Below are 19,715 nucleotides of genomic sequence, written 5' to 3' on the forward strand. Positions count from 1 at the left end.
GGAGAGAGCCGAATGAACGCTTTATTTATCGGTACAGTGAGCGAAATTCCGGAAAGGGGCGGCAAAGTAGTTCGTATCGGTGAATTGGAGCTGGCCGTCTTCCGTTTAAGCGACGGCTCCTTCCGAGCGGTGGAGAATCGTTGTCCCCATCGCGGCGGTCCCCTTTCCGAAGGGGTGGTTAGCGGCCAAATGGTTTATTGCCCCCTCCATGAATGGAAGATCGACCTCACTGACGGAAAAGTGCAAGAGCCGGACTTTGGCTGTGTACAAACCTATCCCGTTGAAGTGGAAGGCGACCGCATCCGGATTCACCTGGATGGGATGAAGGCGACTGGGTAAGGGGAGAATCGAGAACCGCTGTATGTATGATGGAAGGGATTTTTGAAGCGAAGTGCCTTTGCTGTGTCACTTAGCGGAAGCCACCGAGGACGGAGAAAAGCGTCGCTTTACAGCACAAGTCTCGCTATGGTCACTTCGTTCCCAAGTCTCGCACTGCTATGTGTTTGAGCGACAGCGAGTTTTGTCCACTCCCGTACTTGGCGGCTGGAGCGGACAACTTTTTCCTTCTTTGCAAACAGCAAGAGCACGTAGACTCAAAAATCCCTCCACTATCAACAATGATCAAATAGGAGGTGATGGCGATGAGTAGCGGAAAAGTGTATCTAGTGGGAGCGGGACCGGGGGATCCGTCCTTGATTACGGTGCGAGGAATGCAGCTGATCCAACAAGCGGATGTCGTTGTATATGACCGTTTGGTTCATCCTGATCTATTGGCGTATGCCCCACCTTCCGCCACTCTGATCTACTGTGGAAAGCGATGTGGCCATCACTTTCTTTCTCAGGAAAAAATTAACCAGATATTGGTGGAAGAGGCGTTAGCGGGAAAACAGGTGGTACGTCTAAAAGGCGGTGATCCCGGTATTTTTGCCCGTGTAGGGGAAGAGGCGGCTACCTGTGTTCAGTACAATATTCCCTTTGAAATCGTGCCTGGTGTAACAGCCGGTTCCGCCGCTCCACTATATGCCGGTATTCCTCTCACTCATCGCGGTATTGCCTCCTCCGTCGTTTTTGTAACCGGACATTGTCGCCATGGCAGCGATGAAGAGGAGCCTGATTGGAGCCGCTTGGCCGGTATCGACACACTGGTTTTCTACATGGGGATCAAAAAGCTACCTGCTATCTGCCAATCGTTGCTGGCACACGGTCGTTCCCCCAAAACCCCTGTCGCATTGATCCGGTGGGGGACATGGAAGGAGCGGCAAGAAACCTTGGTAGGGAATCTGGAGGATATCGAAAAAAAGGTGCGCCAGCGGGGATTTACGGCTCCTGCGATCATCGTAGTAGGAGAAGTGGTAAAGCTAAGGGAGTGCTTGGCTTGGTTTGAAGGGGATGGGGATAAGCAAGACCAACGGGAAGCGATATTAAATGAAGGATAATCTAGTGCCCCATCCGGTATCTTTGATTGTATTTAGGGAGGGATGGATTTCCTTCTGTGCGACTCTGGCCACGCGAAGCGACCAAGGCGAGACTTGTACTGGTGAGTGCATGGAGCGAAGGCGGAAATCCACTCTCGATTGCCCGAACAACCTTTGTTGAAGTACTCGGAAAAAAGGCGTCAACACCTAGATGGTTCACAGGTGTTGACGCCTTTTTTTTCGAGGAAAACTGTCAAATTGACAAAAACATAGTTTTCCGATATTGTATTGGAATTATAGAGGGGAGTCGGACGAGGAGGTTAGCCCCCCTTCGTCCGACATCCACTTTCATCTGCCCTATTGAAATGGGGAGAATTCTCGTTCGCATTTCCTTACTGAAGTGGGTATACTAATGTTGAGCTAATTCTACCAATACAAGCTAACCCCCTCATCCATTAAAGGAAGTGCTTGTGGGGCCTTCGTTGATATAATGATTTCGCTAGTTGTATCGAAACCAAAATTACCTGTCAGGAAGTGGCGACTTTGGACAAACAACAGAAGGATAAAGGGCTTTTATTGCGGGGGCTATCCGCAGTGGAAAGAGTGGGCAATCGGCTTCCCCATCCGGTAACCATATTTGCCCTTTTAACACTGCTGGTTATTCTGTTATCGCATTTGTTCGCGTTGATGGGAGTAACGGTCCAATTTGAAGGAATTAATCCCGAAACGATGAAGACGGAAACACAAACCGTATCAGTGGAAAGTTTACTCGTCCCCGACGGTATCCGCTATATGGTGACCAGCATCGTGGAGAACTTTACCACCTTTGTCGCGCTGGGACCGGTTCTGGTGGCCATGATTGGAGTGGGGGTGGCGGAACGCAGCGGGTACCTGGCGATGCTGTTAAAACGGATTGTAATTAAAGCGCCCAAACGGCTGGTGACCCCTACGGTCGTCCTGATGGGTATCATGTCCAATATCGCAGCATCCGTGGGTTATGTTGTGCTGGTTCCCCTGGGAGCCATTATTTTTTTAGGATTTAAGCGCCATCCTTTGGCGGGTATGGCTGCTGCTTTTGCTGGTGTATCCGGCGGCTATTCTGCCAACCTACTCATTGGAACCAATGATCCGATCCTAGCCGGAATATCGACAGAGGCGGCGCGGATTTTAAATGCGAATGTAGTGGTGGATCCCACAGCCAACTGGTATTTTATGATCGTTTCAACCTTTATCCTTGTGTTCATAGGGACATGGGTGACCGATAAAATTGTTGAACCGCGGCTAGGGCCCTATCGGGAACCGATTTCGGCTGACATCGAGCGTATCTCTCAACGAGAAAAACGGGCTTTCCGCTGGGCCAATCTCAGTCTGTTGGTAGTCGTTTTGATCATTGCCCTGTCGATTATTCCGTCTGATGGGGTTTTGCGAGGGGAAGGCGGCAGTGTGGTCAATTCCCCCTTTATTCAGAGCATCATTGTGTTTATGATGGTTGTATTTTTAATTCCCGGTTTGGTATACGGCGCCTTAACCGGGGTGATTAAAAACGATAAAGATGCCGCTGGGATGATGTCGGATTCGTTGGCTTCCATGGCCGGATTTATTCTGCTCATCTTCATTTCGGCGCAATTTGTCGCCTTTTTCAACCATACCCATCTTGGTACATTGTTGTCCGTCAAGGGAGCGGAGTTTTTACAAGCGAGCGGTTTTGTCGGTATTCCGTTAATGGTGACCTTTATCTTGCTAACCGCTGTGATAAACTTGTTTATTGCTGCCGATTCGGCTAAATGGGCCATTATGGCGCCAATTTTTATCCCGATGTTTATGCAGTTGGGCTACTCGCCGGAGTTGACGCAGGTAGCCTATCGAATCGGGGACTCCACAACCAATATTATTGCGCCGCTGATGCCGTTTTTTGCGCTGATTGTGGCTTTTGCCCAAAAATATGATCGCAAAAGCGGGATCGGGACTGTTGTTTCGTTGATGTTGCCCTATTCGCTTCTGTTTCTCCTCTTTTGGATTGTACTGCTTATCATATGGTATTTTCTCGGCTTACCTTTGGGGCCGGGGGCGCCTCTGTTTATGTAATAAGGGGTTTTCCTTATTAAACAAGGCCCTGCTGCTGACGATCATGGTGAACTGCTCACCACTAAAGTGGTAGAGCTTCTCGATTCATCGAGTCTCCAGTGAGTCCTTTCCACGAGCGTAACTTTCCGTAGTCCCTACGGTAGATGTTGAATGTTATTTGTGTGTTTATTCCCCTATTGAAATGGGGAAGATTCTCGCTCGCATTCCTAAAAGCAAGGTGTGATCCAGAATGCATTCCGCTGAAACAGGTGTACTGGTTATTGCCCATGGTTCCAGGAGTCAACGTTGGGTTCAGTTGGTAGAGGAAGCCGCTGCGGCCGTAAACAGCCCTCATCCGCTTACCGTCGGTTATTTGGAATTGGTGGAAGGACGAAGCATCGCCGATGGGGTGCGACAGCTGGAGCGGAAAGGAGTCCAACGGATTTTGGCCGTTCCCCTGTTTGTCTCCTCAGGTAGCACTCATTTAGAAGAAATTCAGTATGCCCTCGGTGTAATTGAGAAATCCCATATCGAGACGGAACTGGAACGGATCAACCCACAGGTGCCGATCACATGGACCACAGCGATGGATGATCATAAGTTGGTAGAGTCGATTTTAGCGGAGCGCATAGCGGCATTGTCGACACAACCGGAGAAGGAAGCGTTGTTGCTAGTCGCTCACGGCAGCGAGAAACCAGGCTTCCGGCAGGTGTGGGAGGAAGGATTGGCCGCTTTAACGACCCGTTTAAATCAGCGCTTTTCCTTCGCAGAAGCGGATTATGCCATGCTGCGGTTAGGGGATGTCAGGGAGAAGGCGGAACGGTTAAGCCGTCACCGAACCTGCTTGGTGGCCCCGGTTTTTCTAAGCCCGGGCTATTTTACGGAAAAAGTGGTACCCGCAGAATTAAACGGCCTCCCTTGTCGCTATCGCGGGGAGACCTACCTCCCGCATCCCGATGTCAGCCGCTGGGTGGAGGAGGTTATTGGCAAAAGGCGATAGGCCAGTTTCCGGTGTAGTGCCTTTTGCTAATTACCTAACGGAGTCTTGGGAGGATCTGATCGCAAAATGATTGCGGAGAGATGGGACTGGTGAGAGTCGGTTCAAAAATATTGAAAGTCCCATGGATAATGTTGTCGACAACATCAAGCGATCGCCTGTAAAACAGGTGGGCTTGATGTTTTTGCTTTATTCGCGAATTGTCCATATTGACATACAATTTCATTTATTCTACAATGAACGCGATCAAAAAAATAGTTTTTATTCCTGAAAAACTTTTTGTAACTGAGGAGAGACTGCCAACGTCATGGACAGCATTCAAAGCGAACTGCCTTTTTTAAAGTCGTTGCTTAAGGCGCTTGCCGCTCAATTTGGAGACCGTTGTGAGGTGGTTCTGCACGATTTAACCAAGGGATATGAGAGTACGATTGTCGCTATTGAAAACGGACGCGTCACTGGGCGAAAAGTGGGTGATCCCGGAAGCAACCTTGGTCTGGAAGTTCTCCGGGGCACCGTCACAGACGGAGACCGGTACAATTATGTCACCCAGACCAAGGACGGGAAGATGTTACGTTCTACCACGATCTACCTCAAAAACGATGAAGGTCAGGTGATCGGGGCTCTCTGCATCAATTTCGACCTGTCTGAGTTTCTCGCTGCCGAAAACGCAATCCGTTATTTTACAAGGGACCTCTTTGAGCAGGAAGTCAAGGAAGCGTTTGTCTCCGACGTAAACGAGCTTCTCGATTTTCTGTTGCAAGAATCCCAACAGGAAATCGGCAAGCCTGTCTCCATGATGACAAAGGAAGACAAACGGAGGGCGATTGGTTTTCTCGACAAAAAAGGAGCGTTCCTGGTCAAAAAGGCCGGTGACAAGATTTGTAAATTTTTTGGAATATCCAAATACACCCTATACAACCTGCTGGAAGAAGCCAGAAAAGGGTTAGACTGATCCGCTAGTACCCCATCCGGTATCTTTGACTGTATTTAGGGAGGGATGGATTTCCCTTCTGTGCGACTCTGGCTACGCAAAACGAGATCCGGGAGCAAAGCGACCAAGGCGAGACTTGTGCTGGTGAGTGCATGGAGCGAAGGCGGAAATCCATTCCCGACCACCTGAGCAACGGGCACTAGTGATGATTTGAAATTAATCACGGGAGGATCCCTCATGTTGGAAACCCCTTGTCTTATGATCGATCTGAAAAAAATGGAGAGAAACATCCGTGATATGGCCGGAATTGTGCACAAATGCGGGGTTAAGCTCCGCCCTCATATCAAAACCCATAAAATCCCGTCAATCGCCAAAAAACAGCTGGATGGGGGTGCTGTCGGCATCACCACGGCAAAAGTGTCTGAAGCGGAGGTGATGGCCCGGCACGGAATCCAGGATATCTTTATCGCTTACCCGGTCATCGGTGATGCCAAAATTGAACGGGTTTTGAAACTGAATCAAACTACTCGCCTAACCGTAGGAGTAGATAGCAGGCAAGGGGCGAGTCGCTTAGCGGAGCTGGCAAAAGCTGCTAAAAGAACGCTAAATGTCAGACTGGAAGTGGATACCGGTTTAAAAAGAACGGGTGTCCCTTATGAAAAGGCTGTCGATTTGGCTGAAGCGATTCACTCTTTCCCTTCGCTCCAATTGACGGGTATTTATACTTTCCGCGGTGCGCTACTGCGGGAAGAGCCTACCCGCGATCTGGAGAGTGCGGGGTTAGAGGAAGGAGAAATGGCGGTTACCCTGGCGAATCGCATCCGCGAACGGGGGATTCCCCTCCAGGATGTGAGTGTCGGTTCGACCCCTACCGCCGCTTATGCTGCACGGGTGAAAGGTGTAACCGAAGTAAGACCGGGCACTTATGTTTTTTATGATCGCATGCAGGCAGAGTTGGGTGTCTGCTCCCTTGATGATTGTGCCGCTTCCGTCCTGGTCACCGTCGTCAGCCGTCCGACGGAGGATCGGATTGTAATCGACGGGGGGAGCAAAACTTTTGCTACCGATATTCAGCCGAACACTCCCCCGCTTCACTTGACGGGTTTTGGCCACGTAGTGGGTCATCCGGACATTGTTTTCGAGCGGATGACGGAGGAACACGGCATGTTGAAGGTGACAAAGGATCATCCTTTTCAAGTGGGGGACCGCATCCGGATCATTCCGAAGCACATTTGCAGTACGGTCAATCTGCACAACCGGGTTACCCTGGAGAGCGGCTCCGGTGAAAACGTGGAATGGGAAGTGAGTGCCAGAGGACATCTGACCTAAGGAGGGTTACCGATGCTGGACCTGGTTATCAAAAACGGGCGCATCGTCGATGGGACAGGGAATCCTTGGTTTATGGGAGATATCGGGGTGCAGGAGGGAAAGATTGTCCATATCGGCCGGGTGGAACAAGAAGCTCAGCAAATGATCGATGCCTACGGTCAGGTGATTTCCCCTGGATTTATCGACGGCCATTGCCATTCGGATCTGATGATTCTCGATCACCCCCATAGTGAAATCAAACTCCAACAAGGGGTGACCACGGAAGTGATCGGCAACTGCGGACTGGCACCGGCGCCGTTATCCACCCAACATGGGGATTTGCTGCGAAGTTATGTAGAACCGGTTTTAGGGAAAACCGCCTGGGATTGGCCGTGGAAAACCGTTGCACAATACATGGATTACGTCAACGGCTACCGACCTTCCGGCAACCTGGCTACCTATGTCGCCCACGGTGCCCTGCGCATTGCATTGATGGGATTTGCCAATCGGCCCGCCACCTCAAAAGAGATTGGGCAAATGAAAGAGCTCCTCGAAGAAGGGTTGAAAGCGGGTGCAATCGGCCTGTCCATCGGATTGCTCTATGCTCCCGGAAGCTATACATCCAAGGAAGAATTGGCAGAGTTGTGTTCGGTCCTGCCGAAGTACGATGGGTTGTTTTCCACCCATATCCGGGGAGAAGGAAACAATCTGCTTCCCTCCCTGAAGGAAGTGATCTGGATTGCCAAAAAAAGCGGTGTTCCCCTTCACATCAGTCATCTGAAAGCGGCCGGCAAGCGAAACTGGGGTCAGGTGATGGATGCGATGAGTCTGATTGAAGACGCACGGGCTGGGGGGATGGATGTTACTTGCGATGTCTATCCTTATGACGCCGGCTCTACGATGCTGACCACTCTGCTTCCGCCGTGGGTGCTGGAAGGGGGGATTGAGGCCGCATTGGAACGGATGAAGGAGTCGAGCGTAAGGAAGCGGATCCGGGAAGAATTGAGTCGTGAAATGAAAGAATGGGATAACTTGGTTCTCTCCACCGGCTGGGATCGTGTGATCCTGTCATCTCTCCATACGAAAGCCAATCAACACTTGGCAGGGAAAACTCTGGCCGACATCAGCGACGCCATAGGCAAAGACCCCATCGACTGCATGATGGATCTGCTGCTGGAAGAGAAGGGACAAGTCTCTATCGTTTTCTTCCATATGGATGAAAAAGATGTCAGAGAAGTGATCCGGTACGAACGCTCCCTGATCGCGTCCGACAGCCTTCACTGTCAAAGCGGGAAACCGCATCCGCGTCTATATGGTACATTTCCCCGGATTTTTTCAAAATACGTGAGGGAGGAGAAGATCCTTACACTGGAAGGGGCGGTGAAGAAAATGACTTCCTTTCCAGCCCGACGCTTCCAATTGGGCAAAAGGGGTCTGTTGGCACCCGGTTACATTGCGGACATCGTCGTTTTCGATCCACAAAAGATTAACGACTGTGCGACCTATAGACATCCAAAACAATATCCAGAAGGAATCTCCCACGTGATTGTTAACGGGAAAACCACTATGGAATTCGGCATTCACTCCCGCAGGCGGGAAGGTGAATGGATCAAGGCTAGCCATGCGCTGTTCGCCATAAACGACCCTGCCTAAAAAGAATTTTTGGAGGGAAACCGACATGACGACCATTGAAGATCGACTGAAGGAATTGGATATCCAACTGCCCCCAGTATCAAAACCCCGCTTCTCCTACGTACCGATCACCCAAACGGGAAATCTCCTGTTTTTGTCCGGGCAGGATTGCAGAAAAGACGGGACGTTGATTCATAGGGGAAAGCTGGGGAAAGATCTGACGATTGAGCAAGGGCAGGAGGCTGCCCGTCAAACCATAATCAATTGTATCGCCGTTCTCAAAGCGTATCTGGATGACTTGGACCGGGTCACCCGCATCATCAAGGTCTTGGGCTTTGTAAACAGTGCTGATGGTTTCGTTGATCAACCTTATGTGATCAACGGGGCATCTGACTTGTTGGAGCAAGTGTTTGGCGACAAAGGGAGGCACGCTCGGTCTGCCGTGGGGATGAATGAACTTCCTTTTGACACCCCTGTTGAAATCGAAATGATCGTGGAGTTCGACAGCTGGGATTAATAGGGTTGATGCAATCTCCCTTTCCCCTTTTTCGTTTTTTCGGAACGTTGGAAATGTTAATGCCGAAAGGAGTGAAAACATGGCTAACGCACACCATTATTTGATCGTTTTTATTGGATTTGTTGTGTTGATGATTTTTGTGGGCATCTGGGTTTCCAAACGGGTGCATACCGGTGAGGATTTTCTCCTGGGCGGGCGGGGATTGAACATCCCCCTGCTGTTGGGAACGACGTTTGCTACCCTGGTCGGAACCGGATCCAGTATGGGTGCGGTTAAGTTTGGATTTGAAAACGGTTGGGCCGGTGCCCTGTACGGGATTGGCGGCAGCATCGGGATGTTCCTGATGATTGGATTGTTTGCCGATGTGCGCAAATACAACTTTATGACATTCTCGGAAGAGCTCAGTTTCTACTACGGAGCCAACAAGTGGGTGAAAGGATTTACCTCCATTCTGCTTTTTGTCGCCTCTATCGGATGGTTGGGAGCACATATTTTGGGTGGAAGTTTGTACCTGGCGTGGATTACCGGCATTGAGCTGTTCTGGGCAAAAGTGATTATCTCTTTTGGATTTGCGATTTACACCCTGATCGGCGGCTATCTGGCCGTTGTCTACACTGATGTGATCCAGGGAACCATTTTGTTTGTCGGATTCGTAGTTCTTACGGTCTTAACTTTGGGAAAGATAGGCGGGATCAGTGCATTCGCGCAAAAGTTGCCCGAGGGGATGACCTCCTTTCTGGGTGTGGGACAGATGGGAGTCATCCCTGCTCTCTCCCTGGCGCTGGTGATCGCGGTCGGAGTGTTAGCCACCCCGTCTTATCGACATCGGATCTATTCAAGCGCCAATACCAATGTTGTTAAAAAAGGATTTTTCTATTCCGGCATCCTGTTTTTCATTTTCTCGTTCTTCCCCGCTATCGTAGGGATGTCAGCCCACTTATTAAATCCAGGCCTTGACAGTGCCTACGCCTTCCCCTATCTGGCCACCGAAATCTTCCCTTTCTGGATTGGAGCCCTCATTTTGGGAGCGGGGTTGAGCGCTACCATGTCTTCAGGGGACTCGGATGCTATCACGGCGGTTACCATTCTTCTGCGGGATGTCTACCAGCTCTTTACGGGCAAACTGCCTTCCCAAGACAATATGGTTTTTTATTCCCGGGTTGCGTTATTTGCCACTGTCTTGTGCGCTTTCATATTTAGTGTCGGCGCAACCAGCATCATCGATTACATTTCTCAATTTATCTCAACTGTGATGAGTGGGTTGTTAGTGGCCGCCTTGTTGGGTAAGTTTTGGGCTAGAGCTACCTGGCAGGGAGCGATCGCCAGTCTGTTCGGCGGGTCTCTCACTTCCTTTGCCATCCTGGTGAATGATTCTTTGTTGCAATTTTGGGGTAACCCGATTATTCCCTCCCTGGTGGGGGCCTTTGCCGCTGGAATCTTCGTCAGTTTGATCACCCCACGACAAGGGATCACACCAGAAGAGGCTTTAAGAAAATTGGAAAAAGAACGTGCGATGGTGGATGTCGGGACAAAGTCGGCCAGTTGAAATGTCCCGACAATACGGGAATGGTAACGAAACCCGCTAACCATCGGAAAAAGAAAATTCTTTTCCACGGAAAACAGCCCCTGGTCCAACCGGGTGGCTTTTTTCGTTAAACCAGTGTTCCCAAGGTGTGATTTTCTGGGCTTGGTGAATAGTAAATGGCTTAAGGAAAGAGGAAAGTAAATAGCCCTTGTCAAACACCCTATCCAGTGATCCAAAAAAAGATAGAGAGGTTTCAACCATGAAAAGAATCGATCTCATCTACGAAGAATTGAAAGCGCTTACTGCTGAAAAAGGGGTAAGTGCCGTAGAATTGGCGAAAAGGTTGCAGCTGGATCGGACCAATGTCAGCCGTGATTTAAATCAACTGTGGAAAGCGGGTAAGATCCAAAAAAGCAGCGGCAGACCCGTTCTTTTTTCGGTAAAGGATCAAAATGAAAAACAAACGGACGCAAAGACGATCTTGGATCAATTTGCACAGGAAAACCAAAGCTTGGTGACAGCGATTGAACAGGGAAAAGCGGCGATTCTTTACCCTCCCCGCGGAATGCACGTACTGCTGATTGGGGAAACTGGCACAGGCAAATCGATGTTTGCCAAGCTCCTTCATACATACGGCGTAGAAACGGGAATATTGGAAGAAGGAGCGCCCTTTGTAACTTTTAACTGTGCCGATTACGCTCATAATCCGCAATTGCTGTTGGGGCAATTGTTTGGGGTGAAAAAAGGGGCTTATACCGGTGCGATGGAACAAAAAGGACTACTCCATCAAGCAGATCAGGGCATCTTACTGTTGGATGAAATTCACCGCCTCCCTGCCGAAGGGCAGGAGATGTTGTTTACCTTTATCGATCAAGGGTTATTTCGACGTTTAGGCGAGACGGAGACAGAGCAGCGGGCTGATGTAATGATTCTATGCGCCACCACCGAAAATCCGGAATCCAGCTTGTTGCAAACCTTTCGCCGGCGCATTCCAATGACCATCCATCTGCCGCCACTGCGGGAACGCTCTTGTCAAGATCGGCATCATCTCGTTTTCCGTTTCTTTAAAGAAGAGGCGATCCGGTTGGGAAAAGCGATCTATATCTCATCCAACACCCTGCGGGCGCTGTTGCATTATCCATGTCCTCACAATATCGGCCAGCTAAAAACCGATATTCAGCTGCTCTGCGCCCGGGCGTATGCCGATTATGTCACCATGAAAAAAGAGAAAATCCAGATTAATAGTTCCGACCTTGCCAGAGAGAGTAAAGAAGGTCTCTTTATCGCCAAAAGAAAGCCCGATACCCTGATTCACCGTTATTACATTTTCCATCCTGATCGAGAGACCCTTTTGTTTGAGCCGGAAGAAATCGATCACAACAATATCTATGAAAATATCGAAAAAAAATACAACGAATTGAAGGTACGGGGAATCGCCGATGACGAGTTGGAACTGTTGATGGAGATCGATATTGACAATTACTTTACCCAGTATATTCAAGGAGTACATCGGCGCATTGATTCCGATGACTTGGGTAAAATCATCGATCCGGAACGGATCGATCTCGCGGAGCAAATCATTCAAACCGCCGAGACGCAGTTGGAAAAGGCTTTTCCACGCAAAGTCGTTCTGGGAATGGCCCTTCACCTTCATACCTTGATCAATCGCGTAAAAAGCGGAAAAAAGATCGTCAATCCCCAGTTAAACAAAATACGGACCACCTATAAGCAGGAATTTAGCGTGGCATGGGATTGCATGAAAATGATTGAGGAAAAATGGCAACTGGATCTGCCGATCGATGAAGCAGGCTATCTGACGATGTTTCTGGTATTGGACGATCGCTTGCCCGATGATCATGATCAAGTTGCGGTGATGGTGTTGATGCATGGTTCCGGTTGTGCTACAGCCATGGCTGATGTAACCAATCAACTTTTGGGAACCAATCATGCCAAAGCGATTGATATGCCGCTACAACTGGAGCCGATGAAAGTGTATGAGCGGGTGAAACGGTTTGCACAAAATACAGGTCCCCATAATGGGTTGCTGTTGTTAGTCGATATGGGTTCTCTGCTCACCTTTGCCGAAATGCTGGAGAAAGAAATGGAAATACCCGTTAAAGGAATTGCAGCGGCCAGTACCCCTCATGTCCTGGAAGCGACGCGAAAGGCGATGTTGGGGTATACATTGGATCAAATTTATGAAGATGTCACTCATCTGGCGCCACTGTATTCAACCGATACGGTCAACCGGGATGAGCAGGAGCATACGCGTCCATTGGCGATCCTGACCGCCTGTTTGACGGGAAAAGGAAGCGCGCTGGCGATAAAAAAGGTGCTAGAAAACTATCTGCGATTTAAGGAGGAAATGGTTCACATCGTTCCAATCGATATCGGCGATTCCAAAGAAGTAGATGCTGTGTTGGCACAGTTGAAAAGGAACTATCGCCTCCTATGTGTAATCAGTCATTTTACGATCGCTGCGGATATCCCGCAATTTCACATTGAGGATGTGCTCAGCCTGCAAGCCATTTATCGCATCCAGGAGATGATCGATACGGAGGAGACCTATATCAAGATGGGGGAAGCGTTACAAAACCATCTTATCAACATAAAGGCGGAACAACTGGTTGCTGATGTGCGCCACAGTATCGCCAACATCGAACGACAGTTAGAGAGGGAGATCAACAGTTACGAATTGATGGGTGTGGTCCTTCACATCAGCTGTATGGTAGACCGATTGATGTCAGGTCAGCCTGCTACGGCATATCAGGAGAAGGAGCGACTGATTCGCGCTTATCCGCAGTTATACCAAGTAATCAAGTTATCGTTGCATCCATTGGAGCAAACCTACGGGATAACAATCAAGGATGATGAAGTGTGTTACATTATTAATTTTTTTCAACAAACGGAAACACTGCTTTAGATGTTTTTTGGTAAAACAAGCAACACAGTAGGGACACACAATCGTGATCGCAACACACTAGTCGGCAAAACAATCATTATTCCGAACAGTCGATCAATGGCATGATCTTTGCTTATTAAAAGGGGGGAGAAAACAAAGGAGGGATTCACTATGAATATTTTGTTGGTTTGTGCCGCCGGCATGTCTACTAGTCTGTTGGTTTCCAAAATGAAGGAAGCGGCTGACAGCAAAGGAGTGAATGTCACCATCCAAGCGGTATCTGCCGATCAGGCTCAGAAACACTTGGATGAGATCGATGTGTTGTTGTTGGGGCCACAGGTCCGCTACAAGCTACCCCAATTTAAAAAGGAGGGGGAAAAAAGAGGGATTCCCGTTGATGTGATCAACCCAGCGGATTATGGGCGTATTAACGGTCAGGGTGTGCTGGAGTTTGCCTTGCGATTAATCGGGGAGGGGGCCAATCCAAGGTGAACCGCTTTATTCAGGCGTTAGAAAAGTATTTGATGCCGGTGGCTGGCAGGGTGGCAGAACAAAAACATCTGCAATCGATCCGTGACGGCATTATCCTGGCGATGCCCATGATCATTATCGGGTCGTTGTTTCTCATTCTCGGCAATCTTCCGATTCCAGGCTATAACGATTTTATGTCCGGTTTGTTTGGTGAACAGTGGTTGGAAAAATTGATGTACCCAGTGGGTGCCACCTTTGACATTATGGCCTTGATCGTCAGCTTTGGTGTGGCGTACCGTTTGGCGGAAAAATATCACGTGGAACCCTTGTCCGCAGGTGCGATTTCATTGGCTGCATTTCTGTTGGCTACCCCTTACGAGGTGACGTTTACTCCGGAGGGAACGAATGAAACGATAATGGTCGGTGGCGGGATTCCGATTCAGTGGGTCGGGAGCGAAGGGTTGTTTGTCGCCTTGATTTTGGCCATTCTTTCCACGGAAATCTACCGCAAGATCATTGAAAAAAATATTGTGATTCGCTTGCCGGAGGGAGTTCCACCGGCAGTGGCTAAATCCTTTATCGCCTTGATTCCTGGCTTTGCGGTTGTCTGTGTTGTTTGGCTGGTTCGCTTGCTGCTGGAGATTACGCCTTTTGAAAGCTATCACCAAATTGTATCGACGCTGTTGCACCAGCCTTTAAGCCTGTTGGGAGGGAGTTTGGCAGGGGCGTTGATTGCGGTGTTGCTGATCCAATTGCTATGGTCGACGGGGTTGCATGGTGCGGCGATTGTCGGCGGTGTGATGGGGCCGATCTGGCTATCCCTGATGGATCAGAACCGGCGGATTTTTCAAGCTGATCCTAATGCCGAGCTTCCCAATATCGTCACCGCTCAGTTTATCGATCTCTGGGTTCATATCGGCGGGTCGGGTACGACACTCGCCTTAGTCATTGCGATGGTATTACGGGCCAAGAGTAAACAGTTGAAAAATATCGGTCGTCTTGCGATTGGCCCTGGTGTGTTTAATATTAATGAGCCGGTTATCTTTGGGATGCCGATTGTGATGAACCCGCTCTTGATTATCCCGTTTATCCTGGCGCCAACTGCGGTAGTGGCGGTCTCTTATCTTGCCATGTCGACGGGATTAGCGGCTAAGCCGAGCGGCGTGGCGGTTCCCTGGACAACGCCTTTATTTGTCAGCGGCTATCTCGCCACAGGAAAGATATCGGGCATGGTCCTACAACTGGTCAACTTTGTAATCGCTTTCGCGATCTATTATCCATTCTTTAAGATCTGGGATAAGCAAAAATTACAAGAGGAAAATCAATCGGACCAATCAACACAACATGTAGCATAAGCCCGAAAAGTGCTGATGTGCGTGTATGAAGGAGAGTGCTCAATGGATGCGATGGAAGGGATTATGTTTCAGTTGATCCTCCATGGGGGCAACGGCAAAAGTTTTGCCATGGAGGCGATCGCGGAAGCAAAGACGGGCCATATGAGTGCTGCCCGCGAGAAGTTGAGGCAAGCGGGGGAGGAACTGCACAAAGCCCATCAACTACATGCCAATCTGATTCAACAAGAAGCAGGTGGGGAACAGACAACGGTCACCTTGTTGATGGTTCACGCCCAAGATCATCTGATGAATGCGCTTACGGTTAAGGATTTGGCTTCGGAGATGGTGGATCTATATGAACGAATCATGGTAGATGGAGGGATCAAAGCATGAACGGGATCAAAATGGTGACGATTGGCGGAGGCTCCAGCTACACCCCTGAGCTAGTGGAAGGGTTGATTAAACGTCACGCCCAATTGCCGGTGCGGGAGTTATGGCTGGTCGATATCCCTGCTGGAGAAGAAAAGTTAAACATCGTCGGTGCTTTGGCCAAACGCATGGTGGAAAAAGCGGGCATTCCTCTGGACATCCATTTAAGCATCGATCGACGCGCGGCTTTACAGGATGCCGATTTTGTCACCACTCAATTTCGCGTCGGTTTGCTGGACGCCCGGGCCAAAGATGAAGGGATTCCCTTGAAGTACGATGTGATCGGTCAGGAAACCAACGGACCGGGTGGACTGCTCAAAGGGCTACGTACCATTCCCGTGATTCTCAATATCGCCAAGGATATGGCAGAGTTGTGTCCAGACGCCTGGTTGATCAATTTTACCAACCCCGCCGGTATGGTGACGGAAGCGATTCTCCGCTACAGCCGCTTAAATAAAGTGGTTGGTTTATGCAATGTTCCCATCGGCATGCGAATGGGAATCGCCAAAATGCTCGGAGTAGAGGCCGATCGTATTCACATCGATTTTGCCGGACTCAACCATATGGTGTTTGGGCTCAATGTTTATCTCGATGGCGACAATATCACGGAAAAGCTGGTTGATGATTATTTAAGCGGGGAACAATCCGGCGTCTCGATGAGAAATATCGTCGATCTCGGATGGGAACCCGATTTTATCAAAGGGCTAAACATCCTTCCCTGTCCCTATCATCGCTACTATTATCAGACGGAGCGCATGTTGCAAGAAGAGAAGGAAGCGGCTAAAACGGCGGGGACACGAGCGCAAGTGGTGCAACAGTTAGAGTCGGATCTGTTTGAACTGTATAAGGACCCCGATCTCAATGTAAAACCGCCGCAACTGGAAAAACGGGGCGGTGCCTATTACAGCGATGCCGCCTGTAGCTTGATCGATTCCATCTACAATGACAGAGGGGATATCCAACCTGTCAACACCCGCAACAACGGCGCCATCAAAGGTATTCCTGAAGATTCGGCGGTAGAAGTGAACTGTGTCATTACCAAAGATGGCCCCAAGCCGATTACCGTTGGGGAGCTTCCGGTTGCAGTCAACGGATTGGTCCAACAGATCAAATCCTTTGAACGGGTTGCGGCTGAAGCGGCGGTTACCGGCGATTATCAAACCGCTTTAGTGGCGATGACGATTAATCCACTGGTGCCATCGGATCGAGTCGCCAAACAATTGCTGGATGAAATGCTGGAAGCCCATCGTGAACATCTGCCGCAGTTTTTTGAGAAAGTGGAAGCGTAAATACCGTATTCCCGTACTGGACTTAGGGAATGCCCTTCGTGTGGCTGCCTCGATGTTTATCTGGATAGGCGACAATGATGTATACGAATTTTTGGGCAGAGAGCTTCTCTCCCGCATCATTTTCATCCACTTGACCCGACGACAACGTCGGGTTGTTTGATGTGGAAAGAGGAAGAAGCACGCATGGTGTCAAATTAATAAAATCATTGGAGGAGGAGAAACGGTTGAATAAGAAATGGTGGAAGATGATTGCAATCATTGTTGTAGCAGCGCTGGCAGTTGCGGTTTTCATTCAACAGAATGCGGCTGTCAATGCCGATGAAGACGAGGAGGGTTGGCGCTTGCTGGCCCAGGGGGATCTTCAAGGCGTGGCCCGGTCTGGCGAAGGGCAAGTCAGTATCTATGAGCGCCAGGATGGAAGCCGTCTCTTACGTTTAACGAATTTCAAAGCGGTGGAGGAATCCGACCTCCGAATGGTGCTAGTCAATCAGCGCGATGTTTCCGACAATGAGTCGGTCAAACATGCGACCCGGGTTGATCTGGGATCGATTAAACAAGGGAGCCAGGGGGAAGGGAATCAGGATTTTAACATCCCAACCGATGTAGATCTCAGTCAGTTTCCCGCCGTCGCCATCTGGAATGAGGAGTCTGAGGAAAACTTTTTGGCAGCAATGTTGCGTTACAACGAATGAGTTGGTGAGGTGTCCGAATGAAGTAAGCTTTCTTAAAAGAAGATAACCGGTTTGGTTTGTATCACGATAGAAGGCCACGGACAGCTCGCATGGTTAAAAGGAAAAAGGTACGCGAAGATGGAAATTGAAAAAGATACAATTTTAGGGTTTGATGAACCAAATGATGGTAAAAAAAATATAAGAATGAGTGGAATAGTACTATAATGAGTATTTGTCATGTACATGCCACCTAATATTATTAGGGGAACTTTCCTCAATAATCACAGGTAAAGCTCTCAGTGTTGTATGTTGAATAGCATTATTCACGATGACCGGGAAACCGGTCTTTTTGATTTTTTAACTCCTGCTTTCAAGGCGGAAGATGGGATATTAGGAAGATGGGCCATAAACCCTATATTTCAGGAGATATTCAACATTGATTTATAACAGGTATCTGAAGTATTATTTTCGGATACCGAAAATAACAACGAATACTACCTACGAACTATTCCTAACCTTCCTCCACTTTAGATAAAATTATGTTAATTCCTGCATAAAGGGGGAATGGTGACCTTTGAATGTTTTTAAGCGGTTTTGCAATACTCTTTTCAGTCGTAAGGGCAGTTCTACCATTGAATATGTAATTGTCATGAGTGCTGGAGCGATATTGGCAAGCGCTTTGCTCAGTGCCCTCTATAGCGAAGCAATAAAAAAGCCAATGGTAGCGGTTATTGAAAACCATATCGCCTGCCTAAATGAGGAGCCATCGTGTAATCGCGGTGGGAGCAGAGGAGGAGAGGGAACCCAAGTAAGTGAAGCATCCGGCAGTGGTGGCCCTTCTGATTCACCAGAACAGGAACCGCCTGATGAGGATAAAGGCGGTTGGTCAGGACTTTTGCAAAAAGGAAAAGAATTCGCTTCTGATGCGTGGGATGGAGTAACGGAACCGATCGCTGACGCATGGAACGGGCTACAAGAGTATGCTTCCGATTCGATCGATAACGCGAAGGATCGATATCAGTATTGGTTAGATCATGAGGGTGGACGCGAAAAGATACTGGCCGCCGATGAGTTTTTGAGCCAATCTGCCGTTTATCGGGAATTTAGGGGAGATATTATCGAAGGAAATTGGCTCCGGTATTCAATTCGGATGTTGAATTATATGAGTGGTGCGGGAATTACGACTGCACTCATTTCTGAACTAACCGGATTTGATTTAATTAAATGGGGAGTGGACAATCCAGGAGCCACCCTAACCATGGCGGCAGGTGTCGGAATGCTGTTCTTCCCACCTACGACATTGTTAGGAATTGGAGTACTTAGTGGTGGTGGAATAAGCGGTGCTATTACGGCTTTTTCGGGAGGTTCAGCGGATGAAGTTGCCGATGCCATGTTTATTGGCGGGCTTACGGGCTTAATTGGCGGAGGAGTTGCCGGTGGGGTTGCTCGTGCTGGCTTGCGATATATCGGCCAAAGGGCTGCTCAGTGGGTCGGTGCCTCGATCGGAAGTTCCTCTGAAAGTTTAGCCGATAACTTTCTTCGCGGGGAAAAGCTGAACTGGAAGAATGCAGCCGCTGCGGGCCTATTTGCTTTTGGGTCTGTTGTTGGACTTAACGCTGCGAAAAATTCGATACCTACTTTTGGTATAACACCGAAGTCAAACCAGGTTGCAAATCAAGCATCTAAAAACGCCGATCCGAATGTCGTGGCAGGTGTAAAAAAACCACCCGTAACCCCTTCGCAATTTGATAATGTTAGAAAAGACATGGGTTTACCTGCAAGAATCGGAGACGATGACCCATATACTACATCAGTACTAAGAATAGATGGCCATGAGTATTGGGGTAAAAATGGGAAATGGGTTACTAAAGGGAAGACTAGTAATTATACCGATAAAGCCCACTACGATAAGGTGAGAAAGGAATTAGGTACATCGGCCGAAGTTCCAGGGCATGCTGAAGGGGTCGCTTTTAATAAGGCATATCAAGTAAGGAAAAATACTGGTACAAAAGGTGGTAATGCAGTTCTTTATGTTGATAAAATACCATGTGTAATGTGTAAACCAGGGATTGCCACTCTTATGAGATCTGCAAAAGTAGATCATTTAGATTTACATTACTTACAAGATGGTAAAATGCATCATGTTCAATATGTTAGAAATCCAGATACTGACGCAGTATATAATCCCTTTTCTGGAAAATGGACTAAACCCAGTAAGAAGAAATAGTTG

At 48.8% G+C, this 19,715-nt stretch carries 16 protein-coding genes; all 16 read left to right on the plus strand.

Going from position 1 to position 19,715, the window contains the following annotated elements:
- Positions 1-12: 12 nt before the first annotated feature.
- The 16 genes from nirD (at position 13) to C8J48_RS02300 (ending at position 19,712) form a co-directional block, all read left to right on the plus strand.
- Positions 13-339: a nitrite reductase small subunit NirD gene (gene nirD, locus C8J48_RS02215; protein ID WP_211316579.1), complete on the plus strand. Its 327-nt coding sequence runs from the start codon at positions 13-15 to the stop codon at positions 337-339.
- Positions 340-641: 302 nt separating this feature from the next.
- Complete coding sequence (cobA, locus tag C8J48_RS02220; RefSeq protein ID WP_107724744.1) at positions 642-1,436, plus strand: uroporphyrinogen-III C-methyltransferase; 795 nt, start codon at positions 642-644, stop codon at positions 1,434-1,436.
- 513 nt (positions 1,437-1,949) lie between these two features.
- Positions 1,950-3,500 carry an AbgT family transporter gene (locus C8J48_RS02225; protein ID WP_425430438.1) on the plus strand — a complete coding sequence of 517 codons (1,551 nt, stop codon included), beginning with the start codon at positions 1,950-1,952 and terminating at the stop codon, positions 3,498-3,500.
- 229 nt (positions 3,501-3,729) lie between these two features.
- The gene (locus C8J48_RS02230; RefSeq protein ID WP_107724746.1) at positions 3,730-4,479 is read left to right on the plus strand and encodes a sirohydrochlorin chelatase; all 750 of its coding nucleotides are present in this window, start codon (positions 3,730-3,732) and stop codon (positions 4,477-4,479) included.
- A gap of 304 nt (positions 4,480-4,783) precedes the next feature.
- Positions 4,784-5,428, plus strand: a complete 645-nt coding sequence (locus C8J48_RS02240) for a helix-turn-helix transcriptional regulator (protein WP_107724748.1) — start codon at positions 4,784-4,786, stop codon at positions 5,426-5,428.
- A 216-nt stretch (positions 5,429-5,644) separates the two neighbouring features.
- On the plus strand, positions 5,645-6,736 hold the full coding sequence (locus C8J48_RS02250; RefSeq protein WP_107724750.1) for an alanine racemase: 1,092 nt from the start codon (positions 5,645-5,647) through the stop codon (positions 6,734-6,736).
- Between the two features lie 12 nt (positions 6,737-6,748).
- The gene (locus tag C8J48_RS02255) at positions 6,749-8,368 is read left to right on the plus strand and encodes an N-acyl-D-amino-acid deacylase family protein (RefSeq protein WP_107724751.1); all 1,620 of its coding nucleotides are present in this window, start codon (positions 6,749-6,751) and stop codon (positions 8,366-8,368) included.
- Between the two features lie 25 nt (positions 8,369-8,393).
- The gene (locus tag C8J48_RS02260; RefSeq protein WP_107724752.1) at positions 8,394-8,864 is read left to right on the plus strand and encodes a RidA family protein; all 471 of its coding nucleotides are present in this window, start codon (positions 8,394-8,396) and stop codon (positions 8,862-8,864) included.
- A gap of 79 nt (positions 8,865-8,943) precedes the next feature.
- A complete protein-coding gene (locus C8J48_RS02265; RefSeq protein ID WP_107724753.1) occupies positions 8,944-10,410 on the plus strand; it encodes a sodium:solute symporter family protein in 1,467 nt (488 codons plus the stop codon).
- Between the two features lie 238 nt (positions 10,411-10,648).
- Complete coding sequence (locus tag C8J48_RS02270) at positions 10,649-13,312, plus strand: sigma-54-dependent transcriptional regulator (protein ID WP_107724754.1); 2,664 nt, start codon at positions 10,649-10,651, stop codon at positions 13,310-13,312.
- Positions 13,313-13,462: 150 nt separating this feature from the next.
- Positions 13,463-13,783 (plus strand): PTS sugar transporter subunit IIB, encoded by a 321-nt coding sequence (locus C8J48_RS02275; RefSeq protein WP_107724755.1) that lies wholly within the window; start codon positions 13,463-13,465, stop codon positions 13,781-13,783.
- Positions 13,780-15,117, plus strand: a complete 1,338-nt coding sequence (gene celB / locus C8J48_RS02280; RefSeq protein WP_107724756.1) for a PTS cellobiose transporter subunit IIC — start codon at positions 13,780-13,782, stop codon at positions 15,115-15,117. The genes C8J48_RS02275 and celB overlap by 4 nt, the downstream gene beginning before the upstream one ends.
- Before the next feature lie 42 nt (positions 15,118-15,159).
- Positions 15,160-15,489 (plus strand): PTS lactose/cellobiose transporter subunit IIA, encoded by a 330-nt coding sequence (locus C8J48_RS02285; RefSeq protein WP_107724757.1) that lies wholly within the window; start codon positions 15,160-15,162, stop codon positions 15,487-15,489.
- Positions 15,486-16,814, plus strand: coding sequence for a 6-phospho-beta-glucosidase (locus C8J48_RS02290; RefSeq protein ID WP_107724758.1), 1,329 nt, complete (start codon positions 15,486-15,488; stop codon positions 16,812-16,814). The genes C8J48_RS02285 and C8J48_RS02290 overlap by 4 nt, the downstream gene beginning before the upstream one ends.
- Before the next feature lie 224 nt (positions 16,815-17,038).
- Entirely contained in the window at positions 17,039-17,506 is a 468-nt protein-coding gene (locus C8J48_RS02295; RefSeq protein ID WP_107724759.1) for a DM13 domain-containing protein, read from the plus strand.
- Positions 17,507-18,059: 553 nt separating this feature from the next.
- A complete protein-coding gene (locus tag C8J48_RS02300; protein WP_107724760.1) occupies positions 18,060-19,712 on the plus strand; it encodes a deaminase in 1,653 nt (550 codons plus the stop codon).
- The last annotated feature ends 3 nt before the right edge of the window (positions 19,713-19,715 follow it).

The organism is Desmospora activa DSM 45169 (genome assembly GCF_003046315.1).
Classification (GTDB): Bacteria; Bacillota; Bacilli; order Thermoactinomycetales; family DSM-45169; genus Desmospora; species Desmospora activa.